The organism is Nonomuraea sp. NPDC049646 (genome assembly GCF_044465525.1).
GTDB lineage: Bacteria > Actinomycetota > Actinomycetes > Streptosporangiales > Streptosporangiaceae > Nonomuraea.
Map to the genome: position 1 here is coordinate 302,094 of NZ_JBITLU010000005.1, position 13,330 is coordinate 315,423.

The 13,330-nt window shown below is 71.6% G+C and carries 10 protein-coding genes; 5 read left to right on the forward strand and 5 right to left on the reverse strand.

Annotation, left to right across the window (positions count from 1 at the left end; all coding sequences use genetic code 11):
• Positions 1-200: 200 nt before the first annotated feature.
• Both ACIBQ8_RS17000 and ACIBQ8_RS17005 read right to left on the reverse strand, forming a co-directional pair.
• The gene (locus ACIBQ8_RS17000; RefSeq protein WP_397176745.1) at positions 201-2,018 is read right to left on the reverse strand and encodes an ABC-F family ATP-binding cassette domain-containing protein; all 1,818 of its coding nucleotides are present in this window, start codon (positions 2,016-2,018) and stop codon (positions 201-203) included.
• Between the two features lie 502 nt (positions 2,019-2,520).
• Positions 2,521-3,423 carry a 4-(cytidine 5'-diphospho)-2-C-methyl-D-erythritol kinase gene (locus tag ACIBQ8_RS17005; protein WP_352321954.1) on the reverse strand — a complete coding sequence of 301 codons (903 nt, stop codon included), beginning with the start codon at positions 3,421-3,423 and terminating at the stop codon, positions 2,521-2,523.
• 334 nt (positions 3,424-3,757) lie between these two features.
• Between ACIBQ8_RS17005 and ACIBQ8_RS17010 the strand changes: the two genes are divergently transcribed.
• The 3 genes from ACIBQ8_RS17010 to ACIBQ8_RS17020 all read left to right on the forward strand — a co-directional run bounded on the left by ACIBQ8_RS17010 (position 3,758) and on the right by ACIBQ8_RS17020 (position 6,532).
• Positions 3,758-4,267 (forward strand): RNA polymerase sigma factor, encoded by a 510-nt coding sequence (locus ACIBQ8_RS17010; protein WP_397192356.1) that lies wholly within the window; start codon positions 3,758-3,760, stop codon positions 4,265-4,267.
• Positions 4,264-5,451, forward strand: coding sequence for a CU044_5270 family protein (locus tag ACIBQ8_RS17015; RefSeq protein ID WP_397192357.1), 1,188 nt, complete (start codon positions 4,264-4,266; stop codon positions 5,449-5,451). The genes ACIBQ8_RS17010 and ACIBQ8_RS17015 overlap by 4 nt, the downstream gene beginning before the upstream one ends.
• Positions 5,452-5,722: 271 nt before the next feature.
• Entirely contained in the window at positions 5,723-6,532 is an 810-nt protein-coding gene (locus ACIBQ8_RS17020; RefSeq protein ID WP_397192358.1) for an arginase family protein, read from the forward strand.
• 286 nt (positions 6,533-6,818) lie between these two features.
• Here ACIBQ8_RS17020 and ACIBQ8_RS17025 read toward each other — a convergent pair whose 3' ends face one another.
• On the reverse strand, positions 6,819-7,451 hold the full coding sequence (locus tag ACIBQ8_RS17025; protein ID WP_397192359.1) for an NlpC/P60 family protein: 633 nt from the start codon (positions 7,449-7,451) through the stop codon (positions 6,819-6,821).
• Between the two features lie 425 nt (positions 7,452-7,876).
• Positions 7,877-8,737, reverse strand: coding sequence for a 16S rRNA (adenine(1518)-N(6)/adenine(1519)-N(6))-dimethyltransferase RsmA (gene rsmA, locus ACIBQ8_RS17030; protein ID WP_397192360.1), 861 nt, complete (start codon positions 8,735-8,737; stop codon positions 7,877-7,879).
• Between the two features lie 47 nt (positions 8,738-8,784).
• Here rsmA and ACIBQ8_RS17035 point away from each other — a divergent pair, with 47 nt between their 5' ends.
• Together ACIBQ8_RS17035 and ACIBQ8_RS17040 are read left to right on the forward strand one after the other, a co-directional pair.
• Positions 8,785-11,088 (forward strand): protein kinase, encoded by a 2,304-nt coding sequence (locus ACIBQ8_RS17035; protein WP_397192361.1) that lies wholly within the window; start codon positions 8,785-8,787, stop codon positions 11,086-11,088.
• On the forward strand, positions 11,085-12,329 hold the full coding sequence (locus ACIBQ8_RS17040) for an FG-GAP-like repeat-containing protein (RefSeq protein WP_397192362.1): 1,245 nt from the start codon (positions 11,085-11,087) through the stop codon (positions 12,327-12,329). The genes ACIBQ8_RS17035 and ACIBQ8_RS17040 overlap by 4 nt, the downstream gene beginning before the upstream one ends.
• A 64-nt stretch (positions 12,330-12,393) precedes the next feature.
• On the opposite strand, the gene ACIBQ8_RS17045 is transcribed toward ACIBQ8_RS17040, so the two are convergent.
• Entirely contained in the window at positions 12,394-13,230 is an 837-nt protein-coding gene (locus ACIBQ8_RS17045) for a ubiquitin-like domain-containing protein (RefSeq protein ID WP_397176730.1), read from the reverse strand.
• Positions 13,231-13,330: the final 100 nt, after the last annotated feature.

Sequence of the window (13,330 nt, forward strand, 5' to 3'; positions counted from 1 at the left end):
GCCTGGCCCGCCGACGGCGGCCGGCATCCGGCCGAGGCAGAGCGTGGACTGACCTCTAGGGGCCTCGCCGACCTGCGGCGGAGGCCATCACGTCGGTCACTGGCTTGCGACCTGTACCACCGACGCCGCCTCTCCGGCGGCCGTCGAACAGGCGGCCGTCGGACCGGTGCGGACCCTCGTGTGGGAGAGCGTGGCGGGGGTCAGTCGCCGAGGCGGTCGGCCAGTTCGAGCCATTCCGCCTCGACGGTGTCCTTCTGGGCCAGGACGTCGCGTAGCTGGGCGTCGAGGGAGCCCAGCTTGGCGTAGTCGCTGGCGGCTTCGGCCATGGCGGCGTGGAGGCGGGCCTCCTGGTCGCCGAGCTTGTCGAGCTGGCGTTCCAGGCGGTTGAGTTCCTTGCGGAGCTCGCGTTCCTCCTTGGCCGACAGCCCGGTCTCCGGCTGCGTGCCGGACGAAACCGCGGCAGGGGCCACAGCGCCGGACGCCGAGGCGGGGGCGCTGCCGACACGGGCGGTCACCGCCGTGCCTGCGCTGCGGCGTTCGAGGTATTCGTCGACCCCGCCCGGCAGCAGCACGAGCTTGCCGTCACCCAGCAGCGCCACGCACCGGTCGGTCACCCGCTCCAGGAAGTAGCGGTCGTGGCTCACCAGGATCAGCGTGCCCGGCCAGCCGTCCAGCAGGTCTTCGAGCTCGTTGAGCGTCTCGATGTCGAGGTCGTTGGTGGGCTCGTCGAGGAGCAGCACGTTGGGGTCGTCCATCAGCAGGCGCAGCAGCTGCAGCCGCCGCCGCTCGCCGCCGGACAGGTCGCCGATGACCTTCCACTGCGCGTCGCCCTTGAAGCCCAGACGCTCCAGCAACTGGGACGCCGTCCACTCCCGCTTGCCCAGCTGGAGGTACTTGCGGATCTCCTCCACCGACTCCAGCACCCGCCGCGACGGGTCGAGCTCGGTCAGTTCCTGGGACAGATGCGCCAGACGTACGGTCTTGCCCCGGATCACCCGGCCCGAGTCGGGCTGGACGCCGTCGGCGAGCAACCGCAGCACCGACGACTTGCCCGACCCGTTGACGCCGATCAGGCCGATCCGGTCGCCCGGCCCGAACTGCCAGGTGCAGTGATCGAGCACCAGCGGCCCGTCGCCGGGGCCGCCCGCGTGCAGGGTGACGTCTTCCAGGTCGTAGACGGTCTTGCCGAGCCTGGCCGCGGCGAACCGCATCAGCTCGACGGTCTCACGCGCCGGCGGCTCGTTCGCGATCAGGGCCTGTGCGGCGTCGATCCGGAACTTCGGCTTGGACGTGCGGGCGGGCGGACCGCGCCGCAGCCAGGCGATCTCCTTGCGCATGAGGTTCTGGCGGCGTTCCTCGGCGGCCTGGGCGATGCGCGCGCGCTCGGCCTTGGCCAGCACGTACGCGGCGTAACCGCCCTCGTAGCGCTCGACCCGGCCGTCGACGACCTCCCACGTGCGGGTGGAGACGGCGTCGAGAAACCAGCGGTCGTGGGTCACGACCAGCAGGGCGCTCTTCCTGGCCGCCAGGTGGGCGGCGAGCCAGGCGATCGCCTCGATGTCGAGGTGGTTGGTGGGCTCGTCGAGCATGACCAGGTCGTGGTCGTCGATGAGCAGACGGGCCAGCGCCGTACGCCTGCGCTCGCCACCGGACAGCGCGGCGGCCTTGGCGCTGAGGTCGAGGTCGCCGATCAGGTTCGCCAGGATCTCGCGGACCTGCTGGTCACCTGCCCATTCGTGCTCAGCCCTGTCCCCCAGGACGAGCTGGCTCACGGTGGCCTCGGGGTCGAGGGTGTCCTGCTGGGACAGGAACCCGACCCGCAGCCCGCGCGTGTGGGTGACCCGGCCGCTGTCGGGACGCACGTCACCGGCGATGACCGACATCAGGGTCGTCTTACCGCCCCCGTTGCGGCCGACGACGCCGATGCGCTCCCCGGCCTCGATGCCCAGGGAGACGTCGCTGAGGAGCGGCTTGGGCCCGTAGGCGTGGGAGACCGACTCAAGGTTGACCAGATTCATGACGTGTCCAGGGTATCGGTCCCCTCAACCGCTTCCCGACGCCCACGACGTCCCTTGATCGTCTACGGGCCAGGGATTGCCGGACCGAATGCTCGCCTTGAGCGCCAGGCTCACGTCCGTAGCTTCTGCGGGCGTCGCCCCCGCGTGATGAAGCGCCGGCCCTCGCGGTTCTGTACAAGCCAGCCCCCGAACCGATACCCGTGCCCCACCGCTGTTCAGATCCGGGGGCCAGCGGATGATGACGGCACCCACCACAAGAGCGACCACGGGCCTTTCGCCCGCTCCCATAGGCCGCCGCCCCAACAAGCACCGCGAGCCAGCGCCTCAGGCTGTTGCCCCAGGTAGCCGCCTCGGGCTGCCCATAGCCGCCACCCTCAGGCCACCACCTCAGGCCGCAACCTCGGACCACCGTGCCGACTGTCGTGCCATGCCCAGCCAGGCGGCCCGTGCGGGCCGGCGTGGGGGTGGTCGTGGGGCGCTGGAGGGGTGCGTCACCAGGGGGTTAGAGCAGGGTGGCGCCGGTTACGGGGCCGTGGGCGGCGACCGTGGTGGTGGCGGCGCCGGTGGCGGTGAGGCTGTTGGCGAGGTCGCGGGCGTGGGTGGCGTCGATGGCCAGGAAGGCGCAGGTGGGGCCGGAACCGGAGACGATCGCGCCCAGCGCGCCGTGCTGGCGCCCGCTGTCGAGCGTCGTGGCGAGCTCGGGACGCAGGGCCAGGGCGGCGGCCTGGAGGTCGTTGCTCAGGTGGGCGCCCAGGGCGTACGCGTCGCCGGTGCCGAGGGCCTCGATGAGCGGGGCGTCGAGCTCGGGCCAGGGCACGCGGGCGTTCGACGCCTCCCGTTGGCGGTCGCACTCCGCGTAGACCTTGGCGGTCGACAGGCCGCCGTCGGCCAGCGCGAACACCCAGTGGAACGTGCCTCCCGTGGGCAGCTCGCTGAGCTGCTCGCCGCGCCCGGTGCCGACCGCCGTGCCGCCGAGCAGCGAGAACGGTACGTCGCTGCCCAGGTCTCCGGCGATCTCCATGAGGTCCTCGAACGGCAGGCCGAGCCCCCAGAGCTCGTTGCACGCGACGAGAGCCCCCGCCGCGTCGGCGCTGCCGCCCGCCATGCCGCCGGCGACCGGGATGGCCTTCTCGATGATCAGGTCGGCGCCGTACGAGCGGCCCGCGTGCTTGGCGAGGGCGCGGGCGGCGCGGATGGCGAGGTTGTCGTCGTCGACGGGCACCTGGTCGGACCATCGGCCGTTGACCGTGACGGTGATCGACTCGGCCTCCTTCGCGACCACCTCATCGAAGATCGACACTGCGTGGAAGACATTGACCAGGTCGTGGTAGCCATCTTCCCGGAGCGGGCCGACTGAAAGCTGCACGTTGACCTTCGCGGGCACACGTACGGTCACCGAACTCATCGATCTTCTGCCACTTTCATCGCTTGCCGGGGTCAAGGACACTCGATGTTATCGGGGTGGGGTGCGCTGACATGCGGTTCTCGGAATTAGACGTGTGAGATGGCCGACTGCGGGCCACGCAGAGTGAGATTCGTCCGCCTTTCTACCAGTCAGGGGTTCATACGCCGATATTGCCGTCTTTCTGCCCCTCACCTCTTCGGGCCGGCCTTCCCTCCGGGACGACGCCTTGCCTTCCGCTTCGGTGACGGTCGCTGCCGTTGTCAGCGGTGGCGCAACAGGCTGGCGGATGCCGGACATTTACCACGGTGTCCGGCACTTTTCGCGAGGAGAACCTGTGACGCAGCGAGATCGCTTCAAGGCGGTCTACGACATGCACTACTCGGCGATACAGCAGTACGCCGCCCGCCGTACCAGCTCGCCCGAGGACACGGCCGACGTGCTCGCCGAGACCTTCCTCGTCGCTTGGCGGCGGATCGGCGACGTCCCTCAGGGGGACAAGGCGTTGCTGTGGCTGTACGGCGTGGCCCGGCGGGTGCTTGCCAACCAGCAGCGCGGCGCCTCGCGGCGGGCCGTGCTGACCGAACGCCTCCGCGACGAACTGGCCGCCGTCCGGACGGTGACGCCGGTCGAGTTGGACCACGTGCGCAAGGCGTTCGACGAGCTGCCCGAACGGGACCGTGAGGTGCTGGCGCTGGCGTGCTGGGAGGGGCTGAGCGGCGAGCAGATCGCCCAGGTCATGGGATGTACGGCGATCGCCGCCCGGACCCGGCTGCATCGCGCGCGCAGACGGCTGGCGGCGCTGCTGGAGCGGCAGCCGTTGACGATGGTGATGAGGAAGGCATGAACGACATAGACGACCTGGTGCAGGCCATCGATCCCGCTCCGTACGCGCTTCCCCTGGGACCCGGCGCGCGCGAGCTGCGTGACGCCATCATGGCGGACGAGCCGCGGCGCGCACGCCGCCTGCCGCACCTCCGTCTACGGATCCTCTTGGCGCCGGCGGCGACGGCCGCGGTCGTCGCCCTGGTCGTCACGCTGGTCGTCACGCTGGTGACGAGCTTGACCGCGGCCCCGCCCGTGCTCACGCCGTCGAGACCCAACCAGGAGCTGTACGACCTCGCCGACAGGATCGAGAGGCTGCCGGCGAGCAGCGGCGCGTATTGGCGTGACGTTCGGATCGAGGGGAACGCCTGGTCGGCCGGCGGCAGGTACATGATCATGGTGGTCGAGCGCCGGGAGACCTGGCAGCCGCGTGATCCCGCCGACGTGGTGATCAGGCGGTGGTCGTCGGCCGCCGCCCATCCGGCCACGGTCGCGGACGAACGTGCCTGGCGCGCCTCCGGGGCGCCCGCCCAGGTGGCGGGCCCGTGCTACGTCGGCGGCAGGACGTCGTGCCGTCCGGTTCCCCTGAGCGATGGGGATGTCGTAGGCGGGCCGCCGTCGGCCCGTGGGGGCGGTGTGGGCGGTTCCAAGGGCTGCGGGTACAGCTCGGGGCTGGAGCCTCGTGGGATTTACCCCGATATGACGGTCGCCGAATTCACCATGGCCGATCTGTCCGGGTTCCCGGCCCGTCCTGACGCTCTGCTGAAGCGGCTGCACGCCTACCACGAGCTCTCGACGGCTCGCGGGTTCGCCCAGTCCTTCGAGGAGTTCTTGCCCGTCACCGTGAACCTTCTGGCCATGCCGCTCGGTCCGGCCCAGCGTGCGGCGGTGATCCGGGTGCTGGCCGGGTCGCCGTCCACCAAGGTCGTCGGCACGGTCAGAGACCCGCTGGGCAGAGCCGGGCTCTCGGTGGACTTCGGCGGCACCGGAAGCCAACTGCTGTCGCCGGACAGGACGGCGACGGTCCGCGACAGGCACATCCTCGATCCCGGGACGGGCGAGCTGCTCGCGTCGGTCTCCTACGCGGCTCGTACGGGTGCGGGGGTGAGCGAGGGCCAGGTGCTGGGCTATCGGGCACGCGGCCCCGAGTCCGGCTGGACCGGCCCGCCGGCTCGGGCGCCCGAGGGGTGCAAGCGGGGTGGATGACCGGGCCTGGAGTGGTGCTGCCTCGTCGGACCCCTGGGCCTGACGCCGGGGACGGTCAGGGTCAGGGGTGCTCATGGCGCGTCACCACCCGCCTGGGAGCTGAACGTGCGGGATCCGGCCGGGCCGAGGCAGGCGGGAGGCAGCCACCGTCCAGAACGGCGGCCGGGGCTTCCATGCGACTCTCGTAGATCGGGTTCCGCAGGGTTTGTGGTGGTCCGCATGGGTTCGTCCTTGGGATGCTGAGGGGGGACTACTTGATGTGGAGGTGCTCGTGTCCGAGGTGACGGTTGTCGAGGTGCCGCAGTGGCGGGGGTCGGGGGCTCGTACGGCTGAGCGGCTGCGTGAGGGGGCTCGGCTGCTTTCGGAGATGGTGGACGCGGATCGTCGGATTCAGGTCGAGGTCGATGACGATGATCTGGTGGTCACTGCTGCCAGGGTTCGGGATGCGGTCGTCGAGGTTGGGTGGGACGGGCTTCTGGTCACGGCGGGTGGGGACTGCGGGGTCGAACTGGAGCCGGTGGCGGCGGCGCGACAGAGGTTCGGGGATGGGCTGGTCGTCGTCTGGTTCGATGCGCATGGGGATCTGAACACGCCGGAGTCGTCGCCGTCGGGGGCCTTTCATGGCATGGTCCTGAGGGCGTTGACCGGTGAAGGGCCTGACGGGCTGGTGGCCGGGCAGCCGGTCGGGGCCGGGCAGATCGTGCTGGCGGGGGTGCGTGATCTGGATCCGGCCGAGGTCGCGTTCGTCGAGGCTCAGGGTGTGCGGTGGGTGCGGGCTGCGGATGCGGACGCTCTGGTCGAGGCTGTCGGTGCTGCGGCTGCGGCGGGGGGCGGGGAGCGGACGGCTGTTTATGTGCATGTCGACTTCGATGTGCTTGATCCGCAGATCTTCGGAAGCGTGGGGTCTCCTACGCCTGAAGGGTTCCGGCCTGAGGAGCTTGTGGGACTGGTGAGGGCCATTGCGGAGCGGTTCGAGGTGGTGGGGTTGGGGCTCATGGAGTACGAGCCGGCGGGGGCTGCGGATCAGGCGTTGCTCACGTCGGTGGTGAAGGAACTGGTGACGGTCTGCGTCGGACGGTAAGTGGCGCTCATGGTGAAGTGGTTCTTTTGGGTGCTGGTCGGGCGGGCGCTCGCCTGTGGTGCCGGTCAGGGTGAACGGTGGGCGCCCGCGGTGCTGGCCAGGTGAGCGGCAGTTGCCTGTGGTGCTGGTCCAGGGGTGAACAGCCCAGTTGATGGGCTCCCGTGGGTGGTGGACGCCGCGGGTTGCGGGGTGCCCGTGGGTGGTGGACGCCTCAGGTTGCTGGGCGTCTATGCGGAGGGCGTACTGGGGGGCCTGAGTCGGCCGTTCTTGTTGGTGGGGGGTGTGGTCAGGCGGGGCGGATGGTTCCTCGGTAGGTGGCTCGGTAGTAGGCGGAGTTCAGGAAGTTGGTTCTTCGGACCACGTCGCCTGTGCGGGGGGCGTGGATCATGACGTTGTCGCCCAGGTAGAGCGCTACGTGGGTCGGGTCGCCGGTGCCGCCGAAGAAGAGGAGGTCGCCCTTGCGTCTGGAGGCGAGGGGGACTCTGCGGCCCTGGCGGAACTGGGTGCCGGTGTAGTGGCCGAGCCTTACTCCTGCCTTGGACCAGGCGTAGAGGGTGAGGCCGCTGCAGTCGAAGCCTCTTGTGTTCGCGCCGGTGCCGACTCCGATGGTGGGGCCTCTCGAGGAGCCGCCGCCCCACGAGAACGAGACGCCCAACTGGGTGAGGGCTGCGGCGGCTGCGATTTCGCCCTTGCGCTTCGGGCGCTTTCTGGGTTTCTTCGGCTTCGGTCTCTTGGGGTGGTGGGGGGCCGGGCAGCGGGTGGTGGCGGTTGCTCCGGTGCCGGTGGCGGGGATGGTGACGGTGGCCCGGAGGCATGGAGTGGGGGTGGCTCTGGCGGGGGCGGGGTGGGCTCCTGTGACGGTCAGGAGGCCGCTGCTGAGGATGATCGAGAGTTGGGTGATGGGGTGGCGGGGGTTCATCGGTGGCTCCTTCGTCGTGATGAGGGGACGGGAGCCAGGATCACGTGGGTGAGGCGGGGTCGGAGGGGCCGAACGGGGTTCTGTGGATAGGTGGGGGTTGAGCGTCTGAGGGTTGTGGAAGACCGCCGGGGGTGTCCTCTGTGGGCACCTGGTGGGGCTCTGCGGGCCCGCATTGGACGCGTCCAGCCAAGGCGCGGGTGGGGGATGCCTCGGGCTGAAGGGTCCCTGGCATGGCGAAGCTCCGGGAGCCGAAGACCCCAGAAGCCGGGGGTGCAGGGAACCTGGTGGTGGGGGGCGCGCTGGTGGAGGTTGCGTCCACGGGCACGCTGGTGGGGCGCGCTGGTGCAATCCGAGGGGTGCGGGCGCTCTGGTGCGGGCGTTCCTGTGCGGGCGTTCTGGGGGGCGCTTTGGGGGTGCGCTGGGGGTTAGGGCTTTTGTTCGGCTATTCGGGCGAAGGAGTCGACGGTGAGTTGTTCGCCTCTGGCTGAGGGGTCCACGCCGGCGGCTCTCAGTGCCGTTTCCGCCTGGGACGGGCTGCCCGCCCAGGACGCCAGGGCGGCCCTCAGGGTCTTGCGGCGCTGGGCGAAGGCGGCGTCCACGACGGCGAAGACCTCTTCCCTGGTGGCCGTGGTGGCGGGAGGTTCACGACGGGTCAGGGAGACCAGCCCGGAGTCCACATTGGGGACGGGCCAGAACACCGTACGGCCGACCGGGCCCGCCCGGCGTACGTCGGCGTACCAGGCGGCCTTGACCGACGGCACGCCGTACACCTTGGAGCCGGGACCGGCGGCGAGGCGGTCGGCGACCTCCAGTTGCACCATGACCAGGCCCTTGCGCAGCGAGGGCAGCGTCTCCAGGAGGTGGAGCACCACGGGGACGGCCACGTTGTACGGGAGGTTGGCCACCAGGGCCGTGGGGTCGTGACCGGCGAGGTCGTCAAGGCCGATCCTCATGGCGTCGGCGTTGACGACCGTGAGCCGGTCGGACGGGCCGCGCTCGGCGACGGTGAGGGGCAGTTGGGTGGCCAGGACCGGGTCGATCTCGACGGCCACCACGTGCGCGGCCTCGGGCAGGAGCGCCAGGGTGAGCGAGCCGAGGCCGGGCCCGACCTCGATGACCACGTCGTCGACCGACAGGTCGGCCACACGGACGATGCGCCGGACGGTCCCCGCGTCGATCACGAAGTTCTGGCCTAGCTTTTTGGTGGGGCGAAGATCTAGCTTGTTCGCCAAAATACGTATTTCTGCAGGGCCCAACAGCCTCATCATCCAACCAGTCTCCCGCATCGAAGAACCTGCGATGGCGGATGGGGGAGACCTAAGGAGAGGATGGCGTGGAACAGGAAGGGACGTCCCTGATGGAGCCAACGGGCGCCGCGCCGCTCCGTCCGACCGATCTGCGGGAGATCGGGCCCTACCGCCTGCTCGGACGACTCGGCGAAGGCGGCATGGGGACCGTCTTCCTCGCCAGGGCCCCGACGGGGCGGTTCGTCGCGCTCAAGGTGGTGAAGGCGGAGTTCGCCAACCAGGAGGGGTTCGCCGCCCGCTTCCACGCCGAGGTGGACAATGCGCGCCGGGTGGCGTCGTTCTGCACGGCTCAGGTGCTCGACAACGGCAACACCGGGGACGGGCGTCCCTACATGGTGACCGAGTACATCGCGGGCACCCCCCTGTCCGATCAGATCGTGACTTTCGGGGCGCTCGACCCGGGGCCGCTGCACGGCGTGGCGCTGGGGGTCGCCGCGGCGCTGGCCGCGATCCACGTGGCGGGGCTGGTGCATCGGGATCTGAAGCCGGCGAACGTCATCCTGTCGCTGTCCGGGCCGCGGGTGATCGACTTCGGGATCGCCAGGGCGCTGGACCGGGAGACCGGGTTCACGCTCTCGGGTGAACTGCTGGGCAGCCCCGGCTGGTGGGCCCCTGAGCAGGTGCGGGGTGAGCTGGTGTCCCCTGCGGCGGACATCTTCGCCTGGGGGTGCCTGGTGGCGTACGCGGGCAACGGGCGGCATCCGTTCGGGCGGGGCGATCCCATCACGATGGCGACCCGCGTGCTGAACACGCCGCCCGAGCTCGGCGCGCTTCCCGCGCCTCTCAACGAGTTGGTACGCCGGGCCACGGCCATGGACCCCGCCCATCGGCCCACGGCCCAGGAGCTCCTGATCGCGCTGGTGGGCGGGAGCACTCCGGCGATCTCCGACAATCCGCCCACGTTGGTCGCCACGGAGATGCTGACCGACTGGGAGCCGCCGCAGAACGTCGTGGACGAGCCGGACGTCACGGCCACGTTCACGACCCCGCCGCCGAGCGACGCGACGGGCGCACGCAACCCGGGTTTCGGGGGCGCCACGGGTCCGGGAGGGGGCTCGGGGCTCGGAGGAAGCTCAGGGCCGGGAGGGGGCTCGGGGCTCGGAGGAGGCGCGGAACCCGGTGGGGGCTCGGGGCCAGGAGGAGGCTCGGGGCCAGGAGCCGGGGCACGAGGCGGGGCGGGGGCTGGAGCAGCCCCCGGGGCGGGGGCGGGACGGCCCAAGGTGCCGGGGGCGTTCGGGGCGGAGGCCGGGCGCGATGTTCGGAACGCTTTCGGAGGGGCCGCCGATTTAGCGGGCGGGCAGGCGGGGGCACGGCAGGCATCCCCGGAAGAGCTGGCGCGGCGCGAGGAGCAGGCCGCCCGCGAGGAGCTGGCCCGCTGGGAGGCAGAGGCGCAGGCCCGTCGCCAGGAGCAGGAGCGCCAGCTTGAGCAGGCCCGCCAACTGGCCCGCAGGCAGGCCGCCTCGGGCGGCCAACCGGCACGGGCCCGGCCGACCACCGAATCACGGCCCCCCACCGAATCACGGTCCCCCATCGAATCACGGTCCCCCAACGAGTCGCTGCCCTCGAACGAGTACCGGCCAACCCCCGAGTCCCGGCCAACCCCCGAGTCCGGGCGCGCCTCCGACACCCGGCCCGCCACCGAGACACGCCCCGCCACCGACTCCGGCCCCTTCACCGGCCCCCGATCCACCACCGACCGTCGATCCACCACCGACTCCCGGCGGGTCGCCGCGTCCCGGAGCGGCGAGGGCACGGATCCGGGCGTCCTGACGTACGCGCCCGACGAACCGGACACCCTGGGCGGCACCCGTACGAAGGGCACCCGCTGGCTGATCGCCGCCGCGGCCGCCGTCCTGGCGATCGTGGTCACCGTGACCGTCCTGATCGTGAACTCCGGCCGCAACTCCTCCACCGTCGTCACTTCTAACAGCCCCTCCAGGGCCGTGACGAACCCGCGTCCGGGCGACGTGGGCCGCAGGTTCGCGCTGGGCGGGAACTTCGACGACCCGGTCGCGGTCGTCCCGGAGGCGCCGGAGTGCGGGCTGAAGGAGTTCCAGGGGCAAACCACCACGAAGGGGCAGCTCTGCGTGGTCCACTGGACCGTGATCAATCCAGGCGGTGAACGCCGCCGGCTCGTCCGGCCGGTCGTCACCATGGTCGACGACAAGGGCGGCGAGCACGACCCCGCCCCGGTCACCCTGCCCCCGGCCCTCCAGCCGGGCGGCCGGGTGGACGGCGCCTTCGTGTTCGACCTGGCGCCCTATCGCAGGCCCGTGAAACTGTCCGCGACCATGCTGGAGAACGGCCGACAGATCGAGGTCGCCCTGTGAGCCCCGTCCGAACGCTTCCCGCCGGCGCCCGCAGGATGGCCGTGGCGATGGCCGTGGCGATGGCCGTCCTGCTGGCCGCCGGCGGCGTCCTGCCACCGGCGGCCGCCGCCGGGTCGGCGGCGGCCTGCGCGGGAGCCGCCGACTTCGACGGTGACGGCGCGGACGACGTCGCCGTGGGCGACCCGTTCGGCGACGGGCAGAAGGGGTCGGTCCACCTGCTGTCGGGCGCCAAGGTGACCCCGGTCGCCGTGCCGGGGCCGGTCAAGGGGGACGGGCTGGGCTGGTCCGTACGGCTGGCCGACGTCAACGGCGACTCCTGCGCCGACCTGCTGGTCGGCGCCCCCTTCGCGGACGTGGACGGCGAGCAGGACGCGGGCAGCGTCTACGTCGTCTACGGCGGCAAGGCCGCGCCCCCGCAACGCCTGACCGCCCCGCAGCCGCAGCGCTTCGCGCACTTCGGCTGGTCGCTGGCGGCCAGGGACGACCTGATCGTGATCGGCGCGCCCTACGAGGACGACGGCCAGATCGAGGACGCCGGCGCGGTCTACGTGCGTCAGGGCTCGGACGCGCTGCGCCGGATCAGCCAGGAGACCGTGGACGTGCGCGGCAACAGCGAGGTCGGCGACCAGTTCGGCTGGTCGCTGGCGATCGGGCCGCGCAACGGCCTGGTCGTGGGCGTCCCGTACGAGAACGACGACGGCGCGGGACGGCAGGTCCAGGCCGGCAAGATCGACTCGGGGTCGGTGGTCTTCATCGACGACGTGCTGGCTCCCCGGATCGCGAGCCTGAAGCTCGACTCCCCCACCAAGTCCTCCGGCGACCGGTACGGCTATGCGGTCGCCTATGCCGAGGGCAACGGGTACGCGGTCAGCGCGCCAGGCCCCGGCTACGTGCAGCTCCTCGACCTGGGCAGGAAGCAGACCCGGATGGTGAAGCAGGGCGGCAGGCAGGCGTTCGGCTTCTCGATGGCCGCCTCCTCGGACGGCAGGCTGGCCGTCGGCGCGCCCTACGGCGGCGGCGTCCAGGTGTTCTCGTGGAAGAACCCGGCCGACGACCGGAAGCTCGCGACGGCCGAGGGGCTGTTCGGCTGGTCGGTGGCCTTCAGCGGCAACAAGCTCTTCGTGGGCCAGCCGGACGGGCCGCCGTACGGGAAGGTCGCGGTGGCGCCGCGCAACGCCGACGACGTGCAGTCCGTGCAACCCCCCAAGGGCACCGACTTCGGCACCGCCCTGGCCGGCTGAACGGGCCGGGCCCCCGGCAGGGGCCCCGGACAGGGGCCCGAACAGAGACCCAGCCGGGGCGGTGTCAGGCGAACAGGCGGTCGCCGCAGTTGGGCCACTGGGTCTGCCACCGGCCGCCGACCCGCTGGTAGAGCAGCTGCGCCCGGTAGGTCTGCTCCTCCTCGGGCCAGGCGCTCGGCAGGCCGACACCCCCGACCGCCTGCCACGAGGGCAGGCTGAACTGGTACATCCCGTAGTAGGGGCCGTCGGGGTTGTACGCCTGGGGGTCGCCGCGCGCCACGCAGGCGGCCAGCGCCTGCCAGTCGAGCCGGGTCACCTCCCACGGGATCTGTACGGCTCTGGGCGGCATGACCGTGATGACCGTCCCGTCCTCGGGGAAGCTGCCGAGCGGCGGGCGCACCATGGACCCGCGCCGGACGACGACGCGCTCCTGCCTGAGCACCTGCCGGACGGTGCGCGCGGTGGTGCGCGCGGCCAGCCGGGTGGCGCCCGCGACCACGTAGACCCTGCGCTCGGTGTACGCCGTGAGCGACATGCCCGACAGCGGCACCGGGCGGCCGGGCGGCGCGGACAGGCTGCCGGCCGCCGCCTCGACGTCGAGCTCGGCCAGGGCGTCGCGGACGTTGGTGGCGGTGACCAGGTGGGTCGTGGTGTGGCCGTCGAGGGTCAGCGTGATCAGGCGGGCGTGGCGCACCTCGATGGTGGAGCCGTCGGCGATGCCCTCGCTCAGGGCGGGACGCACGACGTCGCCCTGACCCACGGACACGCCCGCCTCGCCGAGCGCGCCGGCCACCCGCGCGGCGAAGCTGCGGATCGCCACCGGCGTGCCGTCGACGACCACGACGACGTCCTTGACCAGGTACGAGGCCGCGACCAGCAGGCCGGCGGCCAGCGTACCCACGACGCACACCACCGGCGTCCACGGAGAACGCCAGGGGATCCGCGGACGCGGCGCACGCCTCCTGCCTCGCACGAACCACCTCCGGAAACGGCCAGGGACC